Origin of the sequence: Actinomadura syzygii, from assembly GCF_008085905.1 — a bacterium.
In the GTDB taxonomy this organism is placed as follows: Bacteria; Actinomycetota; Actinomycetes; order Streptosporangiales; family Streptosporangiaceae; genus Spirillospora; species Spirillospora syzygii.
The window spans coordinates 28,698-54,788 of sequence record NZ_VSFF01000002.1 but is presented as its reverse complement, the minus strand read 5'-3'; the positions used below and the strand labels follow the sequence as shown (position 1 = coordinate 54,788).

Here is a 26,091-nt window from a genome sequence, read left to right as displayed (position 1 = left end):
GCGGCGCGGTCGGGTGTCGCGGTCGTGCCTGTTCGTCCGGTGAACGCGCCCGCGCCGCGAGCCCGTCAGAACAGCGCGGACTGGAGGGAGCGGCGCGCCTTGGCGATGCGCGGGTCGTCCGGCGGCAGGACGTCGAACAGCGACAGCAGGTGCCGGCGCGCGGCGTCGCGGTCGTCGCCCGCGCTGGTCCGCACGGCCTTGAGCAGCCGCTCGAACGCCTCCTCGAGGCGTCCGTACACCATCTCCACGTCGGACGCGCTGATCTGCGCCTGCACGTCGCCGGGCTTCTCCGCGGCCTCGCGAAGGACGCGCTCGGCGTCCAGCCCGCGGGCGCGCAGGCTCAGCTCGACCGCCGCGAGGCCCTGCTTGGCCTGGACGTCGCGGGGGTCGCGGGCGATCAGCTGCTCGAACGCGGTCCTGGCGGCGTCCAGGTCGCCGCTCTGCAGGGCGTCCTCCGCCTGCTGGGAGAGCGGGTCGAGGGCGGGCGCCCCCGCCGCGTCGACGGCCTGCTCCTCGCCCGCGGGGGCGTCCGGCAGGATGCCCTCCTTGCGCAGCGCCTCGAAGAGCTGGTCGATGGCCTGGCGGACCTGCGGCTCGGGCGCCGCGCCGTTCAGGAAGGGCAGCAGCTGCCCGGCGACGACCGCCGCGACGAACGGGATGCCCCGCACGCCCATCTGTTGCATGTACGCGCCGAGTTGCGGGTTGGCGTCGATGTCGACCTTGGCCAGGATCCATTTCCCGGCGGCCTCGGTGGCGAGCTTCTCCAGGATCGGGCCGAGCTGCTTGCACGGCCCGCACCATTCGGCCCAGAAGTCCACCAGGACGGGGACGGACTGCGACCGCTCCACGACCTCGGTGTTGAACGTCTCGTCGGTGACGTCCACGACGTACTGGCCGGCCGCGCCGGACGCGCCGCCCGCGCCCGCCGACGCGGCGCCGCCCTGGGCCCTGCGCTCCTGCTGTTTCCTGGTGGCCGCCTGGCGCGCCCCCAGGTCGATGGCCCCGTGCAACGAAAAGTCCCGAGAAGGCATGGGTCCATCCTGCCCCATGAGCGCCCGTGCCTGCGCGCCCGTCCGCTGGGAGCGGAGCGCGCGGCGGGTCGGCGTGGAGGGTCGGCCGTGGCAGGTCGGCGGTGGTGGGACGTCCGGCACGTCCCGGCCAAAGGTACGGTTCGGCAATTGTCCGCCTTTTTCTAATTCTCCGATTCGGCGGGGTCGGCAAAGAATCCAGGCGGACCGACGTTAAAGGCAAAAAGATTGCTGACAGCCATCACCAAGCCCGGTTATAGTCACGCTGTCGATGCATCGCGGCACGGCAAAAGCGACCGGCACGCCGGGCCCGCCGAAGGCGGAGGCCCGGTACGGCGGGAGCCGAGTGGCAGGGTTGGGGGACCGAGGCCACCGGCGCACCCGCGCAGCCGGACGCGCGCCGGCCGCCGCGACCGCATGACGAGCTATGGGGGGAATCTTGTGATCGCGGAGCACTCCGTGATCGTGGCCCGAGGAATGGGTGTCCGCCGCGGGGGCCGGTGGCTCCTGCGCCCGGTGACCTTCGGGGTGCCCGAAGGCGTGGTCGGCCTTGCCGGACCACCCGGCGCCGGTAAATCCACTCTGCTGGCCACGTTCGCGACCTTGCGCCGGCCGAACGCCGGCGCGCTGCACATTCTCGGACACGACATCACGAACGCCGCCGGGCAGCGCGCCGCGCGCGCCGCCATCGGCTACCTGCCCGCCCGGTTCGCCCGGGCGGACCACATGACGGCCGGCGAGTTCGTCGAGTACGCCGCCTACTACAAGCGGACCAGCGTGTCCGCCGCGCGCTCGGTGGCGCGGCGGCTCGACCTCGCCGAGGCCGCCCGCACCGAGCTGGCGCTGCTGCCGCCCGACGTCCGCCTCCGCGCCGGGCTCGCGGCCGCGTGCGTCCACGAGCCGGACGTGGTGCTCCTGGACGACCCGTTCGGCGAGCTGTGCGCCGCCGCCGAGCCGTGGCCCACCGGCCCCACCGGCCCCGCCGGTCCCGGCGGCCACACGCTCACCGCCGCGATGGCGGAACTCGTCCCGGTGCTCCGCTCCCTCGCCCCCACGGTGATCGTCACCGCCGACGCCACCGAGACGCTGACCGGCTGGTGCGACCGGCTCCTCACCCTCGCCCGCGGCCGGCTCACCGAGCAGCCCACGCACTCGGCCGCCGCGCGGCGCGGCCGGTCGGCCGCCGACCGGCGCGGCGCGGACGTGCCCGACCCGCGGGCCGCGGTGCCGCAGGCCATCCTCGCGTCCGACCGCCGCCCGGCGCCGCCGCGCCGGCGGGCCGCCCGGCGCACGCTGTCCGACGTGTCCTTTCCCCGGCTGACGCTGCCGCGCCTCGTGAGGCGGCCGCCCGCCCGGAGCGCCACCGGTGTCTGACCTCGGACGGGTGCTCCGGCTGGACGCCCGCCGCACGGCACTGCTCGTCTCGGTGCCGCTCCTCACCGTGGTCGGGACGGCGGCGGCCGCGCTGTCGCTGTGCCCGTCGGTCGCCTACTGGGACAACACGGTCGTCGCCCTGGTCAACGCCGTCCGGCTGCTGGGCCCGGTCGCGGCGGCGCTGGCCGCGTGGACGGCGGTCCGCGAACGCCCGCTCGACTATCTGCGCGACCTGACCGCGCGCTCGCCCGCGACCGGGGTGCTGTTCGACCTGCTGCTGCTCGCGGCGGCGGCGCTGGTCTCCTACGGCGCGGTGACGGCGGTGGTCGTCGCCGTCACGCTCGCGCAGGACGAGGCGGGCCACCCGCAGCCGATGGGCGTCGCCGCCGGGGCGGGGTCGCTCGTCCTGCACGTCGTCGCCGGGTACCTCGCGGGGCGCCTCGTCCCGCACCGGGCGACGGCGGGCTTCGTCCTCGGCCTGACGGCGGTGTGGGCGGCGGCGCGCGTCCCCGGCGTGTCGTGGTGGAGCCTGCTCCCCCCGGCGGCGTTCGACCGGATCGCGCTGTTCACCGCGCTGCGTCCGGAGGTGCTCGCCGACCAGGTCACCTGGGCCGCCGGGCTGACCACGGCGCTGATCCTCGGCTACGTGATGTGGGCGACGCGGCGGTTCCTGCTCGTCCTGCCGCTGGTGGTGGCGCTGGCCGCGACGGTCACCGCGACGCTCGGGCTGCACCGCACCGGCGGCGGGACGGTCGCGCCCGTGGCCGCCGAGCCGGTGTGCCGCGAATGGCCGCTGACCGTGTGCGTCCACCCCGCGCTTCGGGACGCGCTGCCCCGGCTGGTCTCGGCCGCCACCCCCGTCGCCGCGCGGCTGAACGGGACGCCGGGCGCGTTCACGGCGCTGGAGCAGCGGCCGATGTGGGTGCCGGTCGCGGTGAACGGCGGCGTGGCGACCGTCCATCTCGACGAGGAGCTGTCCGGCGGGTTCGCGGCGCGGGCCGTCCGGCAGATCAGCGACAGCCTCAAGGACGCGACGACCTGCGCCGCCCCGCCGAACGAGTACCGGGCCCTCGTCGACGCGTGGCTCCTCGACGACGAGCCGCCCGCCGTCCCCGACACCGACGCCGCGCGGCGGTTCGCGTCGTGGAGCGAGACGGCGCGGCGCGCGTGGCTGCGGCAGCACTTCGCCGCCTACCGGGCGTGCGCGCTCGGCCCCGCCGACTTCCGCACGGAGCGGCCGCGGCGTCCCGTCCTCGCCAAGCACGTCCGGCACGCGGCCTCACATCGACCTAACCGGTCCGCTAGGTAAGGGACCGGTATGCCGGGAAAATGCGGTACATGGCTCGCTCTGATGCGAAGAACGCCGAGACGAAGAAGTCGGACACGAAGTCGGACACGAAGTCGGACGCGAAGAGGGCCGCGCCCCGCAGGTCGTATGCCCGGCCCCGGCGCGGGGTGGCCGGGCCCGTGCTCATCATCGTCGCGACGATCGCGGTCGTGCTGGCCGGGCAGCAGATCCTGCGCGGCCTGCCCGGCTGGCTGAACCCGTTCGCCGAGGAGACGAAGGACCGGAGCGGTCCCGTCCTGCTGAAGTCGATCCGCGACCTGCACCGGTACGAGGCGGCGAGCGGCAACTTCCAGGTGGTGGTCGACCTGGAGAAGGACGCGAAGTTCCTGCCGGGCGCGCTGCGCGGCAAGCGCACCCTGTTCGTCGGCAACGGGTCCGTCGACGCCTACGTCGACTTCTCGAAGCTGGGCTCGGGCGCGGTGAAGGTGAACTCGGACCGGACGTCCGCCGCCATCACCCTCCCCCGCGCCCGGCTCGAACCCACCAACCTGGACACGAAGAACAGCTACGTCTACGCGACCGAGCGCGGTCTGCTCGACCGTTTCGGCGACTTCTTCAGCAGCAACCCGAACAACCAGCAGCAGCTCTACGTGCTGGCGTCGCAGAAGATCCAGACGGCGGCCGGGCAGAGCGGCCTGACGGAACGCGCCGACGCCAACACGAAGACGATGCTGGAGAACATGCTCAAGGCGCTGGGTTTCCAGACCGTCGCCGTCAGCCTCGGTGCCCAGTGACCGCCTGCCCAGTGACCGCCTACTGGTCGGCGGGCACCCGCAGGATCAGCGCGTCGCCCTGGCCGCCGCCGCCGCACAGGCCCGCCGCGCCCACGCCGCCGCCGCGCCGCTTCAGTTCGTAGGCGAGGTGCAGGACGATCCGCGCCCCCGACATGCCGACCGGGTGGCCGAGCGCGATGGCGCCGCCGTTGACGTTGACCTTGTCCGGGCCGACGCCGAGGTCGCGCATCGACTGGACGCCCACGGACGCGAACGCCTCGTTGATCTCGATGAGGTCGAGGTCGTCCACGCCGAGGCCCGCCTTGCCGAGCGCGTGCTTGATCGCGTTGGACGGCTGCGACTGGAGCGAGTTGTCGGGCCCGGCGACGTTGCCGTGCGCGCCGATCTCCGCCAGCCACGTCAGGCCGAGCTCCTCGGCCTTGGCCTTGGACATCACGACCACGGCCGCGGCGCCGTCGGAGATCTGCGAGGACGAGCCGGCGGTGATCGTCCCGTCCTTGCTGAACGAGGGGCGCAGCTTCGCGAGGACCTCGGCGGTGGTGTCGCCGCGCACGCCCTCGTCCGTCGCGAACGTGATCGGCTCGCCGCGCCGCTGCGGGACCTCGACGGGGGCGATCTCCTCGTCGAAGACGCCGTTCTTGATCGCCGCGGCGGCGCGCTGGTGGGAGCGGGCGGAGAACTCGTCCTGCTCCTCGCGGGTGATGCCGAGCTCGGCGTTGTACCGCTCGGTCGACTCGCCCATGGAGACGCCGTCGAAGGCGTCGGTCAGCGCGTCGAGGGCCATGTGGTCGAGTACCTCGACCGAGCCGTACTTGTAGCCGCCGCGCGACTTCGGCAGCAGGTGCGGGGCCTGTGTCATCGACTCCATGCCGCCCGCGACGACGATGTCGAACTCGCCCGCGCGGATCAGCTGGTCGGCGAGCGCGATCGCGTCCAGCCCCGACAGGCACACCTTGTTGATCGTGATCGACGGGACGCTCATCGGGATTCCCGCCTTGACCGCCGCCTGCCGGGACGGGATCTGCCCCGCGCCCGCCTGCAGCACCTGGCCGAGGATCACGTACTGCACCTGGTCGCCGGACACCCCGGCGCGCTCCAGCGCGGCCTTGATCGCGTGGGCGCCGAGATCGGCCGCGGAGAAGTCCTTCAGCGAGCCGAGCAGCCGCCCGACGGGGGTGCGCGCTCCTGCGACGATGACGGACGTGGCGGTCATGAGGGGCCTCCAGAATGGTGCTCGGCGACGTTTGCCACGATACCCACGGGGACGCCGACCGGTTCGGTTCGCCCCCGCCTGGCCGCATGAGTAGGGAGAAAGCCCATGCTGACCCGTATCGACCACATCGGCATCGCCTGTCGCGATCTCGACGCCACCGTCGAGTTCTACAAGGCGACCTACGGCTTCACCGACGCGCACTTCGAGGTGAACGAGGAGCAGGGCGTCCGGGAGTGCATGCTCAAGATCAACGAGACCGGCGACGGGGCGGCGAGCTACCTCCAGCTCATCGAGCCGATCCGGGACGACTCGGCGGTCGCGAAGTGGATGGAGAAGAACGGGGAGGGCGTCCACCACATCGCGTTCGGGACGGACGGGACGGTCGCCGACGAGGCGGCCGGGATCGCCGGCAAGGGGGTGCGCGTCCTGTACGACGCGCCGCGCAACGGATCCATGGGATCCTTGATCAACTTTTTGCATCCGAAGGACTGCCACGGCGTCCTGACGGAGCTCGTGCAGAAGCGTCCGGACCCCGCATGATCTTCCGAGGCCCCCGCCGCCCGCGTGCGACCGGATCGTGACGCGTTCGATATCCCGATCGCGGACGGCGAGGCGGCGACCGCCCCTCTGTGACCGTTCAGACACATCTGGTGGATTTGTACCGGCCAGACCAGGGGTACCGGGGGCCCGGAAGGCAAAATCCCAAACCGGACAAACCACGCAGCGCGTCAAGATGAACCCCCAACACGGCAGTGTCCGGAGTAGGCTTCATTCGCCGGAAGAGGTCCAGGCCACGTCTTGGGGCACTGAGCCCGTCGCGGAGCCCGTCATGCCAGGCGATCGACCGGTCCCCGGAACACCCGTAGCCCCGTCACATCAGGATTGAGCCACATGCAGTCCGACATCGACGCCCAGCTCAGCAACTTCTTTGAAGACACGCCCCCGCGCGAGTTCGACGTGGTGCTTCGCGGCTACGACCGGCACCAGGTCGACGAGCACATCAAGTCGCTCGACAACGAGGTCCGGCAGACCCGCGAGCAGACCCAGGCCCTGCAGCGGGAGCTGTCGGACGCGCACCGGCAGTTGCAGGAACAGGAACGTCCCACCTACTCCGGCCTAGGCGCCCGGATCGAGCAGCTGCTGCGGTTGGCCGAGGAGCAGGCCACCGAGCTCGTCCAGGCAGCCCGGTCCGAGGCGAACGAGATCAAGGCCGCGGCCAAGGTCGACGCCGCCGAGCAGCGGGCCAACGCCGAGAACGACGCCGCCGAACTGCGTGCCAACGCCCAGCGCGAGGGCGACGACATGCGGGGCGCGGCCGAGCGCGAGGCCGAGGAGGTGCGCACCTCCGCCCGCCGCGAGGCCGACGAGCTGACCTCCACGACCGAGCGCGAGGTCGCGAAGCTGCGCGCCACCGCCGACCACGAGGTCGCCGAGAAGCGCGCCAGCGCCGAGCGCGAGATCGCGAAGCTGCGCACCACCACCGAGCGCGAGGTGGCGCAGCTGCGCGCGTCCACCAAGCGCGAGCGCGACGAGATCCTCACCACGGCGAAGCGGCAGGCCGACGAGATGCGCGCGCAGGCCCAGCGCATCCTGGAGGAGAGCGAGGCCCAGCGCGCCCAGGCCGAGGCCGAGTTCGAGATCCAGCTCGCGGCCCGCCGCGAGGAGGCCGACCGGCAGGACGCCGAGCGCCACACGGCCGCCCAGGCCGCCACGCAGAAGCTCGTCGCCGAGGCCGAGCAGCGCGCGGCGTCCGCCGAGCAGCGCGCGGCGAAGGCCACGCAGCAGGCCGAGCAGACCCGGCGCGAGGCCGACTCGCACGCCAAGCAGCTCATGGCGAACGCGCGCAAGAACTCCGACAACGTGATCGCCGAGGCCAAGTCGCAGGCCGAGCAGCTGCTCGCCGAGACCAAGTCCGAGGCCGACCGCGTCCGGACGGCGGCGCAGCGCCAGGTCGACGAGCTCACCCGGCAGCGCGACAGCATCACGAGCCACCTCAACCAGCTCCGTCAGCTCATCGGCGGCGTCGCCCCGACGATGGGCGCCGAGCCGGAGCTGGCCGCCCCGCCGGAGAAGGCCGCCATCCCGGCGGCCGAGCCGAAGCCGGCGCCGCAGGCCCAGCCGAAGCAGCAGCCCGCCGCGAAGGCCGCCGCCAAGCCGGGCCAGGCCAAGAAGTCCGACGAGGACGACGAGGACTGGTGGCAGGAGTGACCCAGCCTGGCTGACCGTGTGACGCGGTCGACGAACGACGGGAAAGCCTAGAGGCCGAAACGCCTCTAGGCTTTCCCACGTCTCACCCCCGTGGTGGCGCTGATCGGGGCCCGGCCCGGCGGCCGGCGCGACCACCGCGGACGGACGGAAGAGGAGAGCGGCGTGCCCGACGACACCCCCCACGAGGACGGGCCCGAGGCGGCCCCCGGCAAGGGACGCCCGGCCACCGGAGGCACGGTGCCCGCCCCCTCCCGTCCCGCCGACGACGAGGACGCCGCCGAGCCGGGCGAGCCCGCGGCCGCGGAGGACGACGAGGCGGTGGCGCCGAGCGGGGCGTTGCGGCCCGAGGAGATCGAGGCGCCCGCCCCCGGGGAGCGCGACCCGTCCACCGGGACGCCCGTCCGCCTCCCCGTGGTGGGGGAAACCGTCGAGCCGGTGGAGCCCGACCCCGGCGCGCCCGACCCGGCGCACGACGTCGAGCAGCGCAGGCGCGAGGCGGGCGTCGACCACCACTTCCCGTTCGGGCGCCCCGGCCAGCCGTTCGGCCGGGCGCACCCGTTCATCTTCGGGTTCACCGCCGCGCTCGGCGTCATCACCGCGTGGATGCTGGTCAGGGCGGCGACCAACGCCAAGTCCGTGATCGTGATGATCGTGGTGGCGATGTTCCTCGCGGTCGGGCTGAACCCGGCGGTGGAGCGGCTGCGCAGGTTCGGGCTGCCGCGCGGCGCGGCGGTCGCGGCGGTGTTCTTCGCCGTGATCCTGTTCTTCGCCGGTTTCGTGGCGTCGCTGGTGAAACCGGTGTCCGAGCAGGTCACGAACCTGCGCGAGAACATCCCCGACTACGTGAACCAGCTCCAGCACAACGACCGCCTCGCCGAGTGGGACAAGCGGTACGGCCTGCTGGAGCGCGCCGAGAAGACGGTCAACAGCGACGGCTTCCAGAACCAGCTCACCGACATCGCCACCGGCATCGGCAACGTCGCCGTCAACGGGATCTTCCAGACGATCACGATCCTGATCCTGACGCTCTACTTCATGAGCTCGCTGCCGCAGATCAAGACGTTCTTCTACAAGCTCGCGCCGCGGTCCCGGAGGGCCCGGGTGGCCTTGCTGGGCGACGAGATACTCGACCGGATCGGCGGGTACGTCGCCGGGCAGTTCACGATCGCGTTCATCGCGGGCGTGTGCTCGTTCGTCTTCCTGTCGGTGCTCGGGGTGAAGTACGCCCTCGCGCTCGCGCTGATCGTCGCGGTGACCGACCTGATCCCGCTGATCGGCGCGACGATCGGCGCGGTGGTGGTGTGCCTGGTCGCGTTCCTCACCGGGGACGTCACCAAGCTCATCGTCTGCGCGATCTTCTATCTGATCTACCAGCAGGTGGAGAACTACGTCGTCTACCCGAGGGTGATGAAGCGGACGGTCGACGTGCAGCCCGCGGTGACGATCGTGGCGGCGCTGATCGGCGGGACGCTCCTCGGCGTCGTCGGCGCGCTGCTGGCGATCCCGACGGCGGCGGCGATCTCGCTGCTGGTCCGCGAGGTCGTGATCCCGCGCCAGGAGACGTTGTAGCGGCGGGCGCTCAGCGGGACGTGCGGGCCAGGGCGGCGGCGAACTCGGCGACGGCCTGGTTGAACAGGTCCGGCTGCTCGACCGCGCACAGGTGCCCGGCGCGCGGGACGACCTGGAGTTCGGCGTTCGGCATGGCGTCGGCCATGGCGCGGGCGTCGGCCTCGGTGGCGAGGGTGTCCTCGTCCCCGACCATGACGAGGGCGGGCACGCGCAGGGCGCGGAGCGTGCCGAACGCCTCGGGGCGTCCGGCCATGGCGCGCTGCGCCCACGCGGCGGCGCGCGGCGGCGTCGCCTGGACGAGCCCGCGCACCCGCCCGTAGACGAGGGCGCGCTGCCGGTAGGTGGTGGGCCCGACGAGGGCGGGGAGCACCTCGTCCAGCAGGACGCGGGTCGTTCCGTCACGTTCCAGAAGCTCGGCCTGGCGCAGCCGGGTCGCGCGGTCCTCCTCGCTGTCGGCGGCGGCGCGGGTGGCGGCGAGCACCAGCCCGAGGACGAGCTCCGGGTGCCTGCGGCCCAGCGCCATCGCCACGCAGCCGCCCATGGACAGCCCGCCGACCACCGCCCGCCCGACGCCGAGCCGCCGGCACATGCGCGCGACGTCGTCGGCCATCGCGTCCACGGACGGCTCGTCGTCGCCCAGCTCGGAGCCGCCGAAGCCGCGCAGGTCGGGGGTGACGACCCGGAACCGCGGCGCGAGGCCCTCGCGCTGGGCGAGGAACATCGCCGAGGAGAGCGGGAACGCGTGCAGCAGGACGAGCGCCGTGCCGGAGCCGATATCCCTCGCGTACAACTGCACGGTCATAGGCACATCGGTACCCGCTCCCGCGGCGCACGTGACGCGGGTGGCCGCCACCGGCCGCCTGGGACTATCCGCCCTGTTCGTCCCATTCCGTCGGAAGGGGGGCGGCTTCCGGCACGACCCGCTTCACGATCTCGTTCAGCACGATCCGGACGTAGGGTTCGCCGACCCACAGGTGCTTGGCGTTCGGGACCCCCACGACCTCGGCCTGCGGGACGCGCTTGAACCGCTCCCGCGCCTCGTCCGGACGCAGGTAGTCGTCGAACTCCGGGACGAGCGCGAGGACGGGACGCCCGTCGGCGCCCCACGCGTCCAGGTCGGCGTCCGTGGCCCGGTGCAGCGGCGGGGACAGCAGGATCGCGCCCTCCACCAGCGGGTCGCGTCCCCATTTCAGCGCCAGCTCGGTGCCGAACGACCAGCCGAGCAGCCACGGGCGCGGCAGGTCGTGGTACTCGGTGTACTCCAGCGCGGCGGCCACGTCGAACCGCTCGGTCTCGCCCTCGCCGAACTCGCCCTGGCTGGTGCCGCGCGCCGACGTCGTCCCGCGCGTGTTGAACCGCAGCACCGCGAGCCCGGCCAGCGCGGGCAGCCGGTAGGACGCCTTGCGCAGGACGTGGCTGTCCATCATGCCCTCGGCCGTGGGCAGCGGATGCAGGCAGACGAGCGTCGCGACCGGCGGCCGGTCCGGCGGCAGCGCCAGCTCGCCGACGAGCTCCAGCCCGTCGGAGGTGTGCAGCGTGATCTCCTCGCGCCGCGCCGGCAGCACCGTCGCCGCCCTGATCTCCGGCATGGGTCTCCTTACTTCCAGATGCTCAGTGGCGGGGCGCGTTCCGCGACCGCAGGACGCGCGGCGAGCGCCGGCCGCGGGCCTGCCAGCAGGGGCGGTGCCAGTGCCGCCGGTCCTCGCCGCCGCGGTCGTCGGTCCGCCAGGCGACGACGTGCGCGACGCCGGGCGGGATCTCCTGGTCGCAGCCGGGGCACCGGTACGCCTTCACCGCGCCGGACCCGGAGATGGACCGGACGACCCACTGCCCGTCCGGCGCGTCCTCGGTCTCCTGAGCCCACGCCCCGCCGCCACCCGCGGGGGGATGCCCGGACCCGGAACGACGATTCTTGCGGGGGCTCATGCTTCGAGGATATTCAGCGCAGCGAACTACTTGCGGTCGCGTGTTCTGTGAGAAGGGGATCAGGGGCGAGGGACGGGTCGCGGGTTTCGGTGTGGAGGGCGTTCAGGACCGTGACGGCGCGGTCGACGCCGAGGCGGTCCAGGTCGGCGATCGGGCCGGACGGGTAGCCGCATCCGAGCGTCATCGCCGCGTCGATCGAGTCGGCGTCCGCGTAGCCCGCGCCGAGCATCGCGGCGGCGTCGTTCAGGTACGGGAAGCGGAGCGCGTCGACGATGAAGCCGGCGCGGTCGCGGCAGCGGACGGCGGTGAGGCCGAGGCGGCGGAGGGCGTCCGCCGCGCGGTCGGCGACGTCGGGAGCGGTGGCGACGGTGACGGCGATCTCGGCGAGCGTCCCCGCGGGGTCGGGCAGGCTCAGCCCGACGACGTCGGCGGGGCGGCCGACCGCCATCGCCTGCCCGATCACCGAGTCGCCGGTGGAGGTGACGGCGAGCGGCGTGCCCGGCTTCGCGGCCTGCGCGGCGGCGGACAGCAGCGCGCGGCCCGCCTCGGCGTCCTCGGCGGCCTCCACGATCAGGTCGCAGCTGGCGAGGTCGGCGGCCGAGTCGCGGACGGCGGCGCCCGCGCGGTCGCACAGCGCGGCGACCGCGTCCGCGAGCGGGCCGACGCCGACGATGCCGACGACCGGCGCGGGGCCGGACGGCGCGGCGGGCTCGCCGGTCGCGGAGCCGTCGTGCGGGTAGAAGCCGCGGCCGGTCTTGCGGCCGAGCAGCCCGGCCGTGACCAGCTCGCGGAGCAGCGGGGACGCGGCGTGCCGCCGCTCCCGCGTCTCGGCGTGCACCGCGTCCAGCACGCCCTGGCAGGTGTCGAGGCCGATCAGGTCCATGAGGGTGAACGGGCCCATCGGCAGCCCGGCCCCGGCCGTCATCGCGGCGTCGATGTCGTCGCGGGTCGCGTGCCCGGACTCCAGCATGGCCACGGCCTGGTTCAGGTAGCCGAACAGCAGCCGGTTCGCGACGAACCCGGCGCGGTCGCCGACCGTCACGGGCGTCTTGCCGAGCGCCCGGACGAGCCCGGCGACGCGGGCGACGGCGTCCGGCTCGGTGAGGACGGTCCGGATGACCTCGACCAGCTTCATCACCGGCGCCGGGTTGAAGAAGTGCACCCCGACGATCTTGGTGGGACGGCGCGTGCTCACCGCGATGTCGGTGACCGACAGCGACGAGGTGTTGGTGGCGAGGACGGCGTCCTCACGGCACACGCGGTCCAGCTCGGCGAACACCCGGCGCTTCAGGTCGAGCCGCTCCGGGACGGCCTCGATCACGAGGTCGCAGTCGCCCAGCTCGGCGAAGTCGACGGACAGGACGGTCCGGCCGAGGATCTCGCGCTGCGCCTCCTCGGTCAGCCGCCCGCGCTTGACCGCCCGTCCGGTGGAGACCTCCAGGTGGCCGCGGCCGCGGTCCAGGGCGTCCTGGTTCACCTCGACGCCGACGACGGCGAGCCCGCCGCGGGCCAGCACCTCCGCGATGCCCGCGCCCATCGTCCCCAGTCCGACTACCCCGACCCTGCTGAACGAACTCTCGGTCATGGAGGGCAGTCTCGCAGAGCGGCGGCGCCCTCCTCGATCCCGGGTAGGACGGGAGCGTGCGCCTCGGAATCTTCCTCATCGCCGCCCGTTTCCCCGGCCAGGACGACGCCGCCGCCCTGACCCGCACCGTCGAGGCCGCGGTCGCCGCCGAGCGCGCCGGGTTCGACGACGTCTGGCTGGCCGAGCACCATTTCATGTCGTACGGGGTGGTGCCGTCGGCGACCGTCCTCGCCGGGCACCTGCTCGGCGTCACCGCGCGGGTCGGGGTCGGGACGGCGGTGAGCGTCCTGTCCAGCCAGCATCCGGTGGCGGTGGCCGAGCAGGCGGCGATGCTGTCGCTGCTGTCCGGCGGACGGTTCCAGCTCGGCGTCGGACGCGGCGGCCCGTGGCGGGAGCTGGAGGTGTTCGGCACCGGCCTGCCCCGCTACGAGCACGGCTTCGCCGAGTCGCTCGACCTGCTGCTGGCGTGGCTGCGGTCGGACCGGCTCGCCTGGTCCGGCGAGGAGTTCCGGTTCCGGGAGGTGCCGGTCGTGCCGCGCGCGGCCGTCCCGCCGCCGGTGACGGTCGCGTGCACGTCGCCCGCGACGGAGCGGCTGGCGGCCGAGCGCGGGCTGCCGATGCTGCTCGGCATGCACGTCGGACCGGACGAGAAGGCCGCCGCCGTCGCCCGGCACGGGCTGCCGGACGTCCCGCACGTCTCCGCGCACGTCGCCCAGGTCGCGGACACGCGCGAGGAGGCGGTGCGCACGCTGACGGCGGAGATGCCGCGCTGGCTCGGCCCCGGCCTGGACGGGTACGTCGCCGTCGACGACCGTCCGCGCCCGCCGCGCGACCCCGTCGGCTACACGCGCCGCATGTGCGACCTGCATCCGGTCGGCTCGCCGGACGACTGCGTCGAGTCGCTCGTCACGGCCGCCGAGCGCACCGGCATCCGGCGGCTGATCATGCTGGTCGAGGGCGCCGGGTCGCGCGGCGCGACGCTGGAGAACATCGCCCGGCTCGGCGCGGACGTCCTGCCGAAGGTGCGGGCCGCCCTCACCTGAAAGGGCGCGGCGCGCCGAGGCGCGCCGCACCCTCCGGGCGACGCCGGGTCAGCAGTCGCGCAGCTCGGGTGACTGGTTGAGGATCTGCTCGCGGGCGGTCACGAACGTCCGGTAGGTGGCGGAGTCACCGTCCGGGAAGACGGCGACGCGGTGGCAGTTCTGGAAGGCCAGGCGCACGCCGAACCAGCGCTCCAGCGCGCCGCGCATCGCGTCGCTCGCGAGCACCCGCAGCAGCTGGCCGCGGGCCTGCTCGTCCGGGGGCGGGGTGTGGTTGTCGGCGAACTCGCCGCCGTCCACGTGCAGCCGGGCCACCAGGCCGCTGATCATGTCCCACGCGTAGGGCAGGGACGTCCGCACGCACTCGACGAACGCCGCGTCGTCGACCTCGCCCTGCTTCGCCGCCTCCAGGAGTTCCGGGGTCACGTCAAGAGACATTGCGGGAGTCCTTTCGCTGACGCTGGATGCCCTCGACGCTAACCACGGCCCCCGGAGAATTCCAGGCTTGACAAAGGTTTTCATTCCGCTAGGTCTGCCGCTTCTGGCCCCGCCGCCAGCAGCGCCCGTTCTCCGGCCCCGGCCGCCCCCGGACGGGCCGGGGGCGGCTCAGCGGGCGGGCGCGGCGTCCCGGCCGGCCGCACGGCGGCGGCGCGGCTGCCGGGCGGTCCGCTCGGCGAGCTCCGCCCAGTACTCGCGGGCCCGCCGCGCCAGCCGCGCGTCGCGCGCGGCCCGCGCCTCGGCCCGCAGGTCGCGGGCCCGCTCACGGCTGATCGATCGCATGATGTCGTGGTGGTACACGGTTCCTCCCAGATCCCCCGCCGGACCAAGACCGCATGGCCCGACATCCAAGAGACTCGTCCTAAGGCCCCCTCCCCCACATCGGCATGACGCCTTATATCGGGCACCCGGACGTCTTAGCCGGTCGGCCGCACTAGGGTTGGTCGCCGTGCGTCTCGTTATCGCCCGCTGCAGCGTCGACTACGCCGGCAAGCTCACCGCCCACCTCCCGATGGCCCCCCGACTGATCCTGATCAAGTCGGACGGGAGCGTCAGCGTCCATGCCGACGACCGCGCCTACAAGCCGCTGAACTGGATGAACCCGCCCTGCTCGCTGCGCGAGGAGCCGTTCGAGGAGGAGGGCGCCGTCGCCCGCTGGACGGTCACCCACGGCAAGTCCGGCGAACGGCTCATCCTCACGATCCAGGAGGTCCTGCACGACACCAGCCACGAGCTGGGCATCGACCCGGGCCTGCGCAAGGACGGCGTCGAGGCGCACCTCCAGGAACTGCTCGCCGAGCACATCACCACCCTCGGCGACGGCTGGACGATGATCCGCCGCGAGTTCCCCACCGCGATCGGCCCGGTCGACATCCTGTGCCGGGACGCCGCCAGCGCCACCGTCGCCATCGAGATCAAGCGGCGCGGCGAGATCGACGGCGTCGAGCAGCTCACCCGCTACCTGGAGCTGCTGAACCGCGACCCGCACCTCGCGCCCGTCCGCGGGATCTTCGCCGCGCAGGAGATCAGGCCGCAGGCGCGCGTCCTCGCCGCCGACCGGGGCATCGACTGCGTCACCCTCGACTACGACGCCCTGCGCGGCATCGAGCACGAGGGCACCCTCTTCTGACATCCGTGGCGGGGTTCCGGGAGGCGTCCTCCTAGGCCAGGATTTCCTCCATGACCTTCCAAGCCAGCGGCAGTTTCGAGATCGACGCGTGGGACGCCGAGAAGCCCTTCGACGAGCGGGGCGGCGCCAAGCTGACCCGGGTCCACGTCGGCAAGACGTTCCACGGCGACCTCGTGGGGACGAGCAGCAGCGAACTGATCACCGTGGAGTCCGCCGCCGGGCCCGTCGCCTACGTGGGGATCGAGCACGTCGAGGGCATCCTGCACGGCCGGGAGGGGACGTTCGTCCTGCAGCACAGCGCGGGCAGCGAGGACGGCACGGCGGACACCCAGTGGCTGCGCTGGCTGATCGTCCCGACGTCCGGCGGCGGGGAGCTCGCGGGCATCCGCGGCGTCGGCCAGATCACCGTCGCGGACGACGGCGCGCACACGTGGACTCTGGAGTACACCCTGGACTAGGCACGACTCGTCGGACGTCCGACGAGTCGACGGCCGGTAACGTAGCGGCATGCCCCCCGCCACCACCGACGCGACACGCGAGCGGATCATCGACGCGGCCGAGGACTGCTTCGGCCGCCGCGGCGTGGCCAAGACCACGGTGGAGGACATCGCCGCCGCCGCGAAGCTGTCCCGCGCGACCGTGTACCGCAGCGTCGCCGGCGGCCGCGAGGAGCTGATCCTCGCCGTGGTGATGCGCGACCTGCGCCGGTTCCTCGACCGGCTCGCCGAGCGGCTGCGCCGGGAGCGGGCGGTGCCGGAGGCGATCGTGGAGGGCACGCTGGACGCCGTCCGGTACGTCCGGGAGGTGCCGGCGGTCGCGCACTTCCTCGTCCCGGAGGCGGCGGGGCACATGCAGGCGGCGGTGTCGGGGGCGTCCGAGCGCGTGCTCGCGCTGTGCTGCGACTACGTGCGGCCGCACTTCGAGCGGGCGCAGCGGCAGCGGACGCTGCGCCCGGACATCGACGTGGAGGGGACGGTCGAGTTCCTCTTCCGCGTCATCACCTCGCTGATCGTCATGGACCGGGGCCGCGACGACGACGGGCTGCGCGACTTCCTGCGCACCTATGTCGTTCCGGTCATCGCGGCGCCATGACTCCGGGAAGACGGTAGCTTCCGAATTGGCGGCGAGGATCAGGCGGGACGGGGCTCCCGCGCGGCGGCGTGGCGAGAGGGGCCGGAGACGATGACGGGTACTGCGCGCGGGACGCGCGGCGGCGCGGCGGTACGGCCGAGCCCGGTGTTCCTCGTGATCGTGGCGGCGACGGTCCTGTTCGGGCTGATGGCGTGGCGGTACGGGAACGATCCTTCGAGGCCGGCGCGGATCGCGCTGTTCGGGTTCGTCCTCGCGGCGTGGATGACGTCGCTGTGCCTGCACGAGTTCGGGCACGCGTACATCGCCTACCGGTCGGGCGACCGCGGCGTGGTGGCGAAGGGCTACCTGACGCTGAACCCGCTGAAGTACTCCGACGCCGTGCTGAGCTTCCTCATCCCGGTCGTGTTCATCCTGCTCGGCGGGATCGGGCTGCCGGGCGGCGCGGTCTGGATCGACCGGCACGTCATCCCCGGCCGGATCCGGCACAGCCTGATCTCGGCGGCGGGCCCGCTGTCGAACGTGCTGTTCGCGATCACCCTCGCGGCGCTGTACAAGAACTTCGCCGCCAACCAGGACGGCCAGGAGCACGGGATCTTCTGGCTGGGCGTGGCGTTCCTGGCGTTCCTCCAGATCACGGCCGCGGTGCTGAACCTGCTCCCGATCCCCGGGCTGGACGGCTTCGGGATCGTCGAGCCGTACCTGCCGCGCCGCTGGGCCGACCAGGCCGCGTCCATCGGCGGCTACGCCTTCCTCATCCTGATCGCGCTGCTCTGGCTCGGTCCGGTCAACGAGGCGTTCTTCGGCTTCATCTACCACATCACCGACGCGCTGGGCCTCAACCGGACTCCGATCCAGGCCGGGCACTGGCTGTTCCAGTGGTGGAGCGACCGACCGGCATAGGGTGGTTTACTAGCCAGTACCGACACTGCAAGCAGTCACTTACACCAGGCTCCTCCCGGGAGGTCCCGCATGTCCGTGACCACGGAGAACACCGAGACGTTCGGGTCGCTGAACCCGGCCACCGGTGAGGTCGTCGCCGAGCACCCCGTCCACGACGCGGCCGCCGTCGCGGCGGCGGTCGAGCGGGCCCGGGAGGCCGCCGAATGGTGGCGCGCCCTCGGCTGGAAGGAGCGCAGGCTCCGGCTGCTGAACATCAAGGGGTCGCTGACCCGCAACCTGAGCCGGATGGCGGAACTCGTCCACCAGGAGACCGGCAAGCCGGTGCAGGACGCCCAGCTTGAGACGATCATGGCGATCACCCATCTGGACTGGGCCGCCCGCAACGCGCAGAAGGTCCTCGGGCCGCGCAGCGTCTACCCGGGCATCATGGCGATCAACCAGAAGTGCGTGCTGGAGTACCAGCCGGTCGGCGTCGTCGGCGTGATCGGCCCGTGGAACTACCCGGTCTTCACCCCGATGGGGTCGATCGCCTACGCGCTCGCCGCCGGGAACACCGTCGTGTTCAAGCCGTCGGAGTTCACCCCCGGCGTCGGCGTGTACCTCGCGGAGCTGGTCGCGGCGGTCGTGCCGGAGCACCCCGTCCTGCAGACGGTCACCGGGTTCGGCGAGACCGGCTCGGCGCTGGCCTCCTCGCCGGGCCTCGGCAAGCTCGCGTTCACCGGCTCGGCCCGCACCGCGAAGCGCGTGATGGCCGCGTGCGCGGAGAACCTCACCCCGATCGTCGCCGAGTGCGGCGGCAAGGACGCCTGCATCGTCGACTCCGACGCCGACCTAGACGCCGCCGCCGACGCGGCGCTGTGGGGCGCCATGTCGAACGCGGGCCAGACGTGCATCGGCGTCGAGCGCATCTACGTCGTGGACGACGCCTACGACAAGTTCCTCGGCAAGCTCACCGAGAAGGCGGCCGGGCTGCGTCCCGGCTTCGACCGCGAGGCCGCCTACGGCCCCATCACGATGCCCGGCCAGCTCGACGTCATCGAACGCCACATCAAGGACGCCCTCGCCAAGGGCGGCAAGGCCGTCGTCGGCGGCGCGGAGTCGGTGCGCAAGCCGTACGTGGAGCCGGTCGTCCTGACGAACGTGCCGGACGACTCGGCCGCCGTGTCCGAGGAGACGTTCGGCCCGACGATCACCGTCCACCGCGTCAAGGACCTCGACGAGGCCGTCGAGAAGGCCAACCGCGTCAACTACGGCCTCGCCGGGACGATCTTCTCCGGCGACCGGTCCCGCGCCATGGACGTCGCCCGCCGGATGCGCTCCGGCATGACGTCGATCAACGCGTTCGCCGCGTTCGCGCAGGTCGCCGCGCTGCCGTTCGGCGGGGTCGGCGAGTCGGGCTTCGGCCGCATCCACGGCGCGGACGGGCTGCGCGAGTTCACCCGGGCGAAGGCGATCACCCGGCAGCGGTTCGCGTCCATGAACCTCACCTCGTTCGACCGGAGCGAGAAGGAGATGGCCCGCGTGCTCGGCCTGATCAGCATGATCCACGGCCGCCGCTACAAGCGCTGACCGGCGGGGACGCCGCCGTGAACCGCCTGGACCCCGCGCCATGACCTCCGGGACGCCCGTGCGCAGCCGCCTCCAGGCGGCGCTCGGCACGCCGCCCCCGCCACCGCCCGGCGTCCGGCCGCTCGCCGACGGCGACCTTCCCGCGCTCGCCGCCCTGATGTGGGACGCCTACCGCGGCACCCCCGACGAGCCCGACGTCGGCAGCATCACGGGCGCGGTGCGCGAGGTGCGGCTCACCATGGACGGCGAGTACGGCACGTTCCTGCCCGCCGCGTCGTTCGTCGCCGAGTACGACGAACGACCGGTCGCCGGCGCCCTCGTAACCCTCTACCGCGACGTGCCGCTCCTGGCGTTCCTGTTCGTCGCCCCTTCCCACGCCGGGAACGGCCTCGGACAGGCGCTGGTCCAAGCGGTCATGCACGCCCTGGCCGAGCAGGGCCACGACGCCCTCACCCTCGCGGTGACCCGCCGGAACCGCCGCGCCCGCCGCCTCTACGACCGCCTCGGCTTCGTCGAGGTCCCCTGAGGCCGATCAAGGACCGTAACCCCGCGTTCACCCGGCCCTTGCCCGCCTAGGACGCGGGGCGGTCGCCTAAGGCGGGATAGGGCGCCTAGATAAGGCGTCGTCCCGATGTTGAGGGTGGGGCCTTAGGACGAACCTTGTACATGTCGGGCCACGAGGGGACCGGCGAGAACAAGGAGAAGCAGATGATCCGCCCGGAGTTCAGCAACGTCATCATCAAGGACCGCGTACAGGTGCTGCGGAAGGAGGCGAGGCAGGCGCGTCGCGTCCGCATCGCGAAGGCGCTGAAGCGGTGACCCCGCCGCCCTGTACCGACTACCAGGCGCCCCCGTCCCAAGGACGGGGGCGTCACTCATTTTCAGGGCTTGCCGGCGTTGGCGGGCTTCAGCGGGGTACGGCCGCGGATCAGGTCGGCGGCGCGCTCGGCGATCGCGATCGTCGGGGCGTTGGTGTTGCCGCGCGGGACGGACGGCATGACCGACGCGTCCACCACCCGCAGCCCCTCGACGCCGCGGACGCGCAACTCCGGGTCGCAGACGGCGTCGTCCCCGCCCATCGCGCAGGTGCTCGTCGGGTGGAACAGCGTGGCGCACTCGCGGCGGACGAACGCGACCAGCGCCTCGTCGTCGTCGACCTGCTCCCCCGGCGCCCACTCGCCGCCGGTCAGCGAGGCCAGCGGGCCGGTCGCGGCGATCTCCCTGGCCTGCCGGACCCCGGCGACGAGGACGTCCAGGTCGGCCTTGTCCGAGAGGTAGGCGGGGTCGATCAGCGGCTTGGCGTACGGGCTGGCCGAGCGCAGCGTGAGCGCGCCCCGGCTGGCGACCGCGACCGCCGTGACCAGGACCGACAGCAGCCGCTCGGACGACTCGGTGAGCCCCTGGTCGACGAACGGCGTCGGCAGCACGTGGTACTGGAGGTCGGGCGCGGGGAGGCCCTCGACCGTCCGGACGAACCCGCCCGCCTCGGCGACGTTTGACGCGTAGGGCCCCCGTCCCAGCGCCTGGTACAGCGCGAACGTGCGCGCGTTGGCCAGCTCCCAGAGCGCCTTGGTGCGGGGCGTGGCGAACATGACGTTCACGAACGGGTGGTCCTGGAGCCGCTGCCCGACCGGGGAGTCGACGACGACGTCGATGCCGAGCGAGCGCAGGTGGTCGGCGGGGCCGACGCCGGAGAGCATCAGCAGCTGCGGGCTGTTCACCGCCCCGCCGGACAGGATCACCTCGGTGCCCGCGCGGGCCGACATCGTCTCGCCGCGCGCCTCGTACCGGACGCCGACCGCGCGGCCGTCCTCGATCACGACGCGGGTGGCGAGCGCGTCGGTGACGACGGTGAGGTTCGGCCGGTGCTCGATCGGGTGCAGGTATCCGGCGGCGGTCGACCAGCGCCGTCCCCGCCGGTGGGTGACCTGGTAGAAGCCGACGCCGTCCTGCTCGGCGCCGTTGAAGTCGGAGTTCGCGGCGAGGCCGTACGCCTTCGCCGACTGCACCCACGCGCGGGTCAGCGGGTGCCGGTAGCGCAGGTCCTCGACGCGGAGCGGGCCGCCGACGCCGTGGTAGGGGATGTCGCCGCGCTGCTGGTCCTCGGCGCGGCGGAAGTAGGGCAGCAGGTCCTCGTAGCCCCAGCCGTCGCAGCCGTGCGAGTCGCGCCAGGTGTCGTAGTCGTACCGGGCGCCCCGGATGTAGATCATCGCGTTGGTGGACGAGCTGCCGCCGAGCGTCCGCCCGCGCGGCCAGTACACGCTGCGGCCGGCGGCGTGCTCCTGCGGGACGGTCGCGTAGTCCCAGTCGTACGGGCCCTTGATCAGCGCGGCGACCGCCGCCGGGATGTGGATCTCCGGGGCGTCGTCGGGCGGGCCCGCCTCCAGCAGGAGGACCTTCGCGGACGGGTCCTCGGTCAGCCGGGCGGCGAGGACGCAGCCCGCGCTGCCCGCTCCCACGATGATGTAGTCGTACACGGCGCCCTCCGGGAGTATTTCCGGAAACCCTACCGAACGGGCTTCAGCACCCGGCGCTAGTGTGATCGCCATGGCGAAGAACAGGGACAAGCCCGTCGTGCTCTCGCAGATCTACACCCGGACCGGCGACGACGGCACCACCGCGCTCGGCGACGCGTCCCGGACCCGCAAGACCGATCCGCGGCTCGCCGCCTACGCCGACGTCGAGGAGGCCAACGCCGCGATCGGCGCGGCGATCGCCCTCGGCGCGCTCCCGGCGGACGTCGCGGCGCTGCTGTTCCGCGTCCAGAACGAGCTCTTCGACGTGGGCGCCGACCTGTGCGCGCCGGTCGTGCCCGACCCGCAGTACCCGCCGCTGCGGGTGGAGCCGTCCTACGTCGAGCGGCTGGAGGCGGCGTGCGACGAGCACAACGAGGCGCTTCCGACGCTGCGCAGTTTCATCCTCCCCGGCGGGACGCCCGGTGCCGCGCTGCTGCACGTCGCCCGGACGGTCTCCCGCCGCGCCGAACGCACCGCCTGGGCGGCGATCGAGGCGCACGGCGCCGCCGCCGCGGACGACCCGGACGCGCCCGTCGGCGGCGTGAACCCGCTCACCGCCCGCTACCTCAACCGCCTGTCCGACCTGCTGTTCATCCTGTGCCGGGTCGCGAACGCCGAGCACGGCGACGTCCTGTGGAAGCCCGGCGGGGAACGCTGACGCCGCGCCGCCCGTCGGGGGGGCCGCCCGCCCGGGGGTGGGGTTAGCCCTACCCCCGGATGACCGGTTCGCCTCCTGGTGGCGGCATCCCCATGCGGTGCAGGCTGGTTCCCTGAGGGCGCACTGCTACACCGGGGAGTGACCACGTGAGGACCCTGACGTTCACCGCCGTGCTGACGGCGGCCGCGGCGACGCTGGTCGGCTGCGGCAACCTCAGCTTCGGCGCGCACCAGGAGGACCGCACCTACAGCGCGCCCGCGGGCACCACCGCCCTGAAGATCCGCTCGGGCGGCAGCCGGGTGGAGATCACCGGGTCCGACGCACCGGGCATCAAGGTGCGGGAGCGGCTGACCTGGTCGAACGACAAGAACAAGCCCGAGCCCCGCCATGTGGCGGAGGGCGGCACGCTGGCGCTGACGTCCAAGTGCGCGAAGGTCGTCGTCGGGCTCAGCGGCACCGGCTGCGGCGTCTCGTACCGCATCGAGGTGCCGCGCGGCACCCCGGTCGAGGTCGACAACGACGACGGCAAGATCGTCGCGTCCGGCCTCGGCGGGACGGTGAGACTGCACACCGACAACGGCGCCCTCAAGGTCACCGACCTGCGCGCGACGTCGGTGACGCTCAGCTCCGACGACGGCCCGATCGAGGTCTCCGGCCACGCCGCGACCGCCGACCTGCGGAGCGACAACGGCCCCATCACCGCGACCGGCCTCACCGCCGACCGGCTGACCGCGCGGACCAGCGACGGGCACATCAGCGTCGCCGGGCGGGTGACCGTCGCCGACATCCGCACCTCCAACGGCGGCATCGACGCGCGCGGCCTGACCACCGACCGGATCTCCGCCAAGACCAGCGACGGGCCGATCGACCTGCGGTTCGCCGCCGCGCCCACAAGCGTCCGCGCGACCAGCGGGAACGGGCCGGTGCACGTCCGCGTGCCGCGCGGCGAGGGCTACGCGATCACGCTGACCAGCGGCGACGGGGCCGAGCGGATCGACCCGGGCGTCCACCAGGACTCGCGGTCCACGCGCACGATCCAGCTCCGCAGCGGCGACGGCGCCCTGACCGTCTCGCCCGCCTAGCGGACCAGGTACGGGCCGCGCCGGTCGAGCCCGGACGACGGGGTCCGGACGGCGCCCAGCCTCGCGCCGCCGTTGACGGCGACGGTCGTGCGGGCCAGGTGCTGGGTGACGTACGCGACGCCGTCCAGGCTCGTGTCGAGCAGCTTGAGGTCGACGTTCCTCAACCGGTCGCAGCGGGAGTGGTAGCACGGGTCGTACACCTTGCCCGCCCGGCCGCCGAACGCCTTCGCCTCGGCCGCCGTCTTCACCCCGTCCGCGCCGGTCTCGATGCCGCCGGACGGGATGCCGTGCTCGATGAACGGGCCGTAATCCGAGCGCCCGTTGAACTCGCTCTCGGCGGTCGGCAGGCGGCGACCGGCGAAGTACCGCCGGAACATCCGCTCGATCGCGCCCGACCCGGCGGGCCCGCGGACGCCGGCGCGCGACGAGCCGTCCCCGTCGTACACGCCGCGCACCCCGTTGGACGAGCCGAGCATGTCGAAGTTCAGGTTCAGCGCGATCTGGCGGCGGCGGGACTGCGGCAGCGAGGTCACGTAGTGGGCCGAGCCGCGCAGGCCCTCCTCCTCGGCGCCCCAGAACGCGAACCTGACCCGGTTCCGCAGCCCGGCGTCGCCCAGCTTCTCGATCTTCGCGGCGATGGCGAGGAGCGCCGCCGCGCCGGTGCCGTTGTCGTTGATCCCCGGCCCGTCCGGGACGCTGTCGAGGTGCGCGCCGAGCAGCACCACGTTGTCCGCGCGCCCCTGCTCGGTGTCGGCGATCACGTTGGAGGTCGTCCGCCTGCCCTGGACGGTGTCGGTCCGCACGCGCAGCCGCAGCCCGCCGCCGCGCGCCGCCGCCCGCGCCAGCGCGACGCCGACCGCGTGGCTCGGGCCTACCACCGGCAGCGCGGCCGGGCGGTTCACCGTCCCCCGCACCGGCCCCCGCTCGCCCGGCCCGTTGAACACCACGACGGCGGACGCGCCCGCCGCCCGCGCCCGGTCCGCCTTCGTCTCGAACGTGCACGTCCCCCGCTGGACCAGCGCGATCGAACCCTTGCGGAAGCTCCGGAAGTCGTCCTTCTCGCAGCCGCTCGTCCCCTCCCCGCGCGCCGGGAGGTCCACCGCCGTCACGGGGGCGGTCACGTCCCCGGCCCCCGAGTACGCGAGCGTCACGAAGTCGTCGCCCAGCCGGTAGGACGCCCTGGACGGCGCCGTCCGCGCCAGCACCGCGTCCGACCGCTCCGCCCAGTACGGGTAGGAGAACTTCTGGATCGTCGGCGTCAGGCCCGCCTTGCGGAGCCGTCCGGCCACGTAGTTCACCGACACGTCGTAGCCGGGCGTCCCGGCCGCGCGGTTCCCGCCGTTGTAGTCGGCGATCTCCTGGAACGCCCGCAGGTGCGCCTCGGCGTCCCGCACCGTGACCAGCGCCGCGAGGTCGGGACGTCCCGGCGCGGCCCCGGACGCGGGCGACGCCGCCGGGGCGAGGGCGGCGGGCAGAACGGCGGCGGGCAACGCCACGAAGGCGCCGGTGAGCAGCTTGCGCACGTGGACTCCTGCGATCGGAGACGGAGCTGGGCAGCAGCGAGCCTGCTGGTCAGGGGCCGTCTCCTCAAGCGGCGGCGCCGCGTCCACGCCGTATCGATACCGCCGCCTTACCGCTTCCTGGCCGTTGCGCGGGGCCGGGCGGGGACCCGCGTCACTCCGGCGGGTGCAGCTCCACCGGCAGGCCGGGCGGCGCCGCCTCCAGCCACGCGAGGAACCCGGTCAGCGCCGCCGCGCCCATCGCCAGCTCCACCACGAGGTCGCCGTTCCTGACCTCGATCACGCTGACGTCCGGCGGCAGGCCCGCCGCCTCGTCCGGGTCCGGGCTCCGCCGGTTGGACACGACGAGGCCCCGGCGGTGGATCACCTGCCGGGGCCTGGACCGGAATCCGAACACGCGGTGCCAATGCAGCACGTCGCCCTTGTAGCGACCGATGCCGAGCCGCCACACTCCGGGGGCTCCGCCCTCCAGGGACAGCTCCCGGAGGGAGCACTCCACGGCGCCGCCGCCGCGGGTGAACAGCCGGCGGCGCACCGCCATCGACACGAACAGCAGCGCGACCAGCAGGACGACCGCGGCGAGCACCCCGCCCGCGTCGAGTGCCAGGTGTTCGCCCAAATCCCCCGCCGTCCGTCAGTGCCGCCGCGCCGGGCGCCTATGCCTCGATCAGGCCTCGATGCCCGCGGCGCGCAGCCGCGCCCGGGCCCGACGCTCGCGCGTCGCGTCCTCGTCCTCGGCGGCGAGCGCGTTCTCCAGCGCCTGCCGCGCCTCCGGGACGTCGACCTCGTCGCCCAGCTCGGCCTGCTCGGCCAGCACCGACACCTCGTCGGCGGCGACGGAGAAGAACCCGCTGCCGACCATCGCCGAGATCGGCTCGCCGCCGTCGGCGGGCTCGATCTTCACCACGCTGCCGTCCAGGAGGATGCCCAGCACCGGGGCGTGCCCCGGCAGGATGCCCATCGAACCCTCGACGGTCTGGGCGACCACCATCCTGGCCTCGCCGGTCCAGATCTCGCGCTCCGGCGACACCAGGCCGACCTTAAGGTTTGCCACGTCTGCTTCCTCCCACGGCCTCCCACGACCCGGCCGGGGCCGCCGCGC

Annotated in this window: 28 protein-coding genes; 16 read left to right on the top strand and 12 right to left on the bottom strand. The window is 73.3% G+C overall.

Annotated elements, in window-relative coordinates; translation table 11 throughout:
- Positions 1-65 precede the first annotated feature (65 nt).
- Positions 66-1,031, bottom strand: a complete 966-nt coding sequence (locus FXF65_RS04425; RefSeq protein ID WP_187412090.1) for a tetratricopeptide repeat protein — start codon at positions 1,029-1,031, stop codon at positions 66-68.
- Between the two features lie 513 nt (positions 1,032-1,544).
- Between FXF65_RS04425 and FXF65_RS04420 the strand changes: the two genes are divergently transcribed.
- From FXF65_RS04420 to FXF65_RS04410, 3 genes are read left to right on the top strand one after another with little or no spacing between them, the layout of a single operon-like run.
- Positions 1,545-2,402: an ATP-binding cassette domain-containing protein gene (locus FXF65_RS04420; protein ID WP_246198351.1), complete on the top strand. Its 858-nt coding sequence runs from the start codon at positions 1,545-1,547 to the stop codon at positions 2,400-2,402.
- Complete coding sequence (locus FXF65_RS04415) at positions 2,395-3,711, top strand: hypothetical protein (RefSeq protein WP_187412089.1); 1,317 nt, start codon at positions 2,395-2,397, stop codon at positions 3,709-3,711. The genes FXF65_RS04420 and FXF65_RS04415 overlap by 8 nt, the downstream gene beginning before the upstream one ends.
- Before the next feature lie 29 nt (positions 3,712-3,740).
- Positions 3,741-4,484, top strand: a complete 744-nt coding sequence (locus FXF65_RS04410; RefSeq protein WP_148348418.1) for a DUF4230 domain-containing protein — start codon at positions 3,741-3,743, stop codon at positions 4,482-4,484.
- A gap of 19 nt (positions 4,485-4,503) precedes the next feature.
- Here the strand turns inward: FXF65_RS04410 and FXF65_RS04405 are convergent, their stop codons facing one another.
- Positions 4,504-5,697, bottom strand: coding sequence for an acetyl-CoA C-acetyltransferase (locus FXF65_RS04405; protein ID WP_148348417.1), 1,194 nt, complete (start codon positions 5,695-5,697; stop codon positions 4,504-4,506).
- 105 nt (positions 5,698-5,802) lie between these two features.
- On the opposite strand from FXF65_RS04405, the gene mce reads away from it, so the two are divergent.
- The 3 genes from mce to FXF65_RS04390 all read left to right on the top strand — a co-directional run bounded on the left by mce (position 5,803) and on the right by FXF65_RS04390 (position 9,474).
- Positions 5,803-6,237: a methylmalonyl-CoA epimerase gene (gene mce / locus FXF65_RS04400; protein WP_067903105.1), complete on the top strand. Its 435-nt coding sequence runs from the start codon at positions 5,803-5,805 to the stop codon at positions 6,235-6,237.
- A 351-nt stretch (positions 6,238-6,588) separates the two neighbouring features.
- Positions 6,589-7,905: a DivIVA domain-containing protein gene (locus FXF65_RS04395; protein WP_148348416.1), complete on the top strand. Its 1,317-nt coding sequence runs from the start codon at positions 6,589-6,591 to the stop codon at positions 7,903-7,905.
- 162 nt (positions 7,906-8,067) lie between these two features.
- Positions 8,068-9,474: an AI-2E family transporter gene (locus tag FXF65_RS04390; RefSeq protein ID WP_246198350.1), complete on the top strand. Its 1,407-nt coding sequence runs from the start codon at positions 8,068-8,070 to the stop codon at positions 9,472-9,474.
- Between the two features lie 10 nt (positions 9,475-9,484).
- Here the strand turns inward: FXF65_RS04390 and FXF65_RS04385 are convergent, their stop codons facing one another.
- The 4 genes from FXF65_RS04385 to FXF65_RS04370 form a co-directional block, all read right to left on the bottom strand.
- Entirely contained in the window at positions 9,485-10,276 is a 792-nt protein-coding gene (locus FXF65_RS04385; protein WP_148348415.1) for an alpha/beta fold hydrolase, read from the bottom strand.
- A gap of 64 nt (positions 10,277-10,340) precedes the next feature.
- Positions 10,341-11,063, bottom strand: a complete 723-nt coding sequence (locus FXF65_RS04380) for an alpha/beta hydrolase (protein ID WP_148348414.1) — start codon at positions 11,061-11,063, stop codon at positions 10,341-10,343.
- A 22-nt stretch (positions 11,064-11,085) separates the two neighbouring features.
- Positions 11,086-11,400: an ATP/GTP-binding protein gene (locus FXF65_RS04375; protein WP_148348413.1), complete on the bottom strand. Its 315-nt coding sequence runs from the start codon at positions 11,398-11,400 to the stop codon at positions 11,086-11,088.
- Positions 11,401-11,413: 13 nt separating this feature from the next.
- Positions 11,414-12,985, bottom strand: a complete 1,572-nt coding sequence (locus FXF65_RS04370) for a 3-hydroxyacyl-CoA dehydrogenase family protein (protein ID WP_148348412.1) — start codon at positions 12,983-12,985, stop codon at positions 11,414-11,416.
- A 56-nt stretch (positions 12,986-13,041) separates the two neighbouring features.
- Here FXF65_RS04370 and FXF65_RS04365 point away from each other — a divergent pair, with 56 nt between their 5' ends.
- A complete protein-coding gene (locus FXF65_RS04365) occupies positions 13,042-14,028 on the top strand; it encodes an LLM class flavin-dependent oxidoreductase (protein WP_148348411.1) in 987 nt (328 codons plus the stop codon).
- Between the two features lie 48 nt (positions 14,029-14,076).
- Here the strand turns inward: FXF65_RS04365 and FXF65_RS04360 are convergent, their stop codons facing one another.
- A complete protein-coding gene (locus FXF65_RS04360; protein WP_148348410.1) occupies positions 14,077-14,463 on the bottom strand; it encodes an SCO5389 family protein in 387 nt (128 codons plus the stop codon).
- 168 nt (positions 14,464-14,631) lie between these two features.
- The gene (locus FXF65_RS43490; RefSeq protein ID WP_187412088.1) at positions 14,632-14,805 is read right to left on the bottom strand and encodes a hypothetical protein; all 174 of its coding nucleotides are present in this window, start codon (positions 14,803-14,805) and stop codon (positions 14,632-14,634) included.
- A 166-nt stretch (positions 14,806-14,971) separates the two neighbouring features.
- Between FXF65_RS43490 and nucS the strand changes: the two genes are divergently transcribed.
- The 7 genes from nucS to FXF65_RS43485 all read left to right on the top strand — a co-directional run bounded on the left by nucS (position 14,972) and on the right by FXF65_RS43485 (position 20,032).
- The gene (nucS, locus tag FXF65_RS04355) at positions 14,972-15,652 is read left to right on the top strand and encodes an endonuclease NucS (protein ID WP_148348409.1); all 681 of its coding nucleotides are present in this window, start codon (positions 14,972-14,974) and stop codon (positions 15,650-15,652) included.
- Positions 15,653-15,702: 50 nt separating this feature from the next.
- A complete protein-coding gene (locus FXF65_RS04350; protein WP_246198349.1) occupies positions 15,703-16,110 on the top strand; it encodes a DUF3224 domain-containing protein in 408 nt (135 codons plus the stop codon).
- Positions 16,111-16,159: 49 nt separating this feature from the next.
- Positions 16,160-16,744 (top strand): TetR/AcrR family transcriptional regulator, encoded by a 585-nt coding sequence (locus FXF65_RS04345; protein WP_148348407.1) that lies wholly within the window; start codon positions 16,160-16,162, stop codon positions 16,742-16,744.
- Between the two features lie 90 nt (positions 16,745-16,834).
- Positions 16,835-17,644: a site-2 protease family protein gene (locus FXF65_RS04340; RefSeq protein ID WP_148348406.1), complete on the top strand. Its 810-nt coding sequence runs from the start codon at positions 16,835-16,837 to the stop codon at positions 17,642-17,644.
- A 69-nt stretch (positions 17,645-17,713) separates the two neighbouring features.
- Positions 17,714-19,213, top strand: coding sequence for an aldehyde dehydrogenase family protein (locus FXF65_RS04335; protein ID WP_148348405.1), 1,500 nt, complete (start codon positions 17,714-17,716; stop codon positions 19,211-19,213).
- A 40-nt stretch (positions 19,214-19,253) separates the two neighbouring features.
- The gene (locus tag FXF65_RS04330) at positions 19,254-19,739 is read left to right on the top strand and encodes a GNAT family N-acetyltransferase (RefSeq protein ID WP_148348404.1); all 486 of its coding nucleotides are present in this window, start codon (positions 19,254-19,256) and stop codon (positions 19,737-19,739) included.
- 140 nt (positions 19,740-19,879) lie between these two features.
- Positions 19,880-20,032 carry a hypothetical protein gene (locus FXF65_RS43485; protein ID WP_187412158.1) on the top strand — a complete coding sequence of 51 codons (153 nt, stop codon included), beginning with the start codon at positions 19,880-19,882 and terminating at the stop codon, positions 20,030-20,032.
- 62 nt (positions 20,033-20,094) lie between these two features.
- Here the strand turns inward: FXF65_RS43485 and FXF65_RS04325 are convergent, their stop codons facing one another.
- Positions 20,095-21,690: a GMC family oxidoreductase gene (locus tag FXF65_RS04325; protein WP_148348403.1), complete on the bottom strand. Its 1,596-nt coding sequence runs from the start codon at positions 21,688-21,690 to the stop codon at positions 20,095-20,097.
- Between the two features lie 70 nt (positions 21,691-21,760).
- Here FXF65_RS04325 and FXF65_RS04320 point away from each other — a divergent pair, with 70 nt between their 5' ends.
- Both FXF65_RS04320 and FXF65_RS04315 read left to right on the top strand, forming a co-directional pair.
- On the top strand, positions 21,761-22,387 hold the full coding sequence (locus FXF65_RS04320; RefSeq protein WP_148348402.1) for a cob(I)yrinic acid a,c-diamide adenosyltransferase: 627 nt from the start codon (positions 21,761-21,763) through the stop codon (positions 22,385-22,387).
- Between the two features lie 146 nt (positions 22,388-22,533).
- Positions 22,534-23,469 carry a DUF4097 family beta strand repeat-containing protein gene (locus tag FXF65_RS04315; RefSeq protein ID WP_148348401.1) on the top strand — a complete coding sequence of 312 codons (936 nt, stop codon included), beginning with the start codon at positions 22,534-22,536 and terminating at the stop codon, positions 23,467-23,469.
- Here FXF65_RS04315 and FXF65_RS04310 read toward each other — a convergent pair.
- The 3 genes from FXF65_RS04310 to FXF65_RS04300 form a co-directional block, all read right to left on the bottom strand.
- On the bottom strand, positions 23,466-24,992 hold the full coding sequence (locus FXF65_RS04310) for a M20/M25/M40 family metallo-hydrolase (RefSeq protein WP_148348400.1): 1,527 nt from the start codon (positions 24,990-24,992) through the stop codon (positions 23,466-23,468). The genes FXF65_RS04315 and FXF65_RS04310 overlap by 4 nt on opposite strands.
- A gap of 151 nt (positions 24,993-25,143) precedes the next feature.
- Positions 25,144-25,608 carry a DUF2550 domain-containing protein gene (locus tag FXF65_RS04305; RefSeq protein ID WP_148348399.1) on the bottom strand — a complete coding sequence of 155 codons (465 nt, stop codon included), beginning with the start codon at positions 25,606-25,608 and terminating at the stop codon, positions 25,144-25,146.
- A gap of 48 nt (positions 25,609-25,656) precedes the next feature.
- Complete coding sequence (locus tag FXF65_RS04300) at positions 25,657-26,043, bottom strand: F0F1 ATP synthase subunit epsilon (protein ID WP_148348398.1); 387 nt, start codon at positions 26,041-26,043, stop codon at positions 25,657-25,659.
- Positions 26,044-26,091 lie beyond the last annotated feature (48 nt).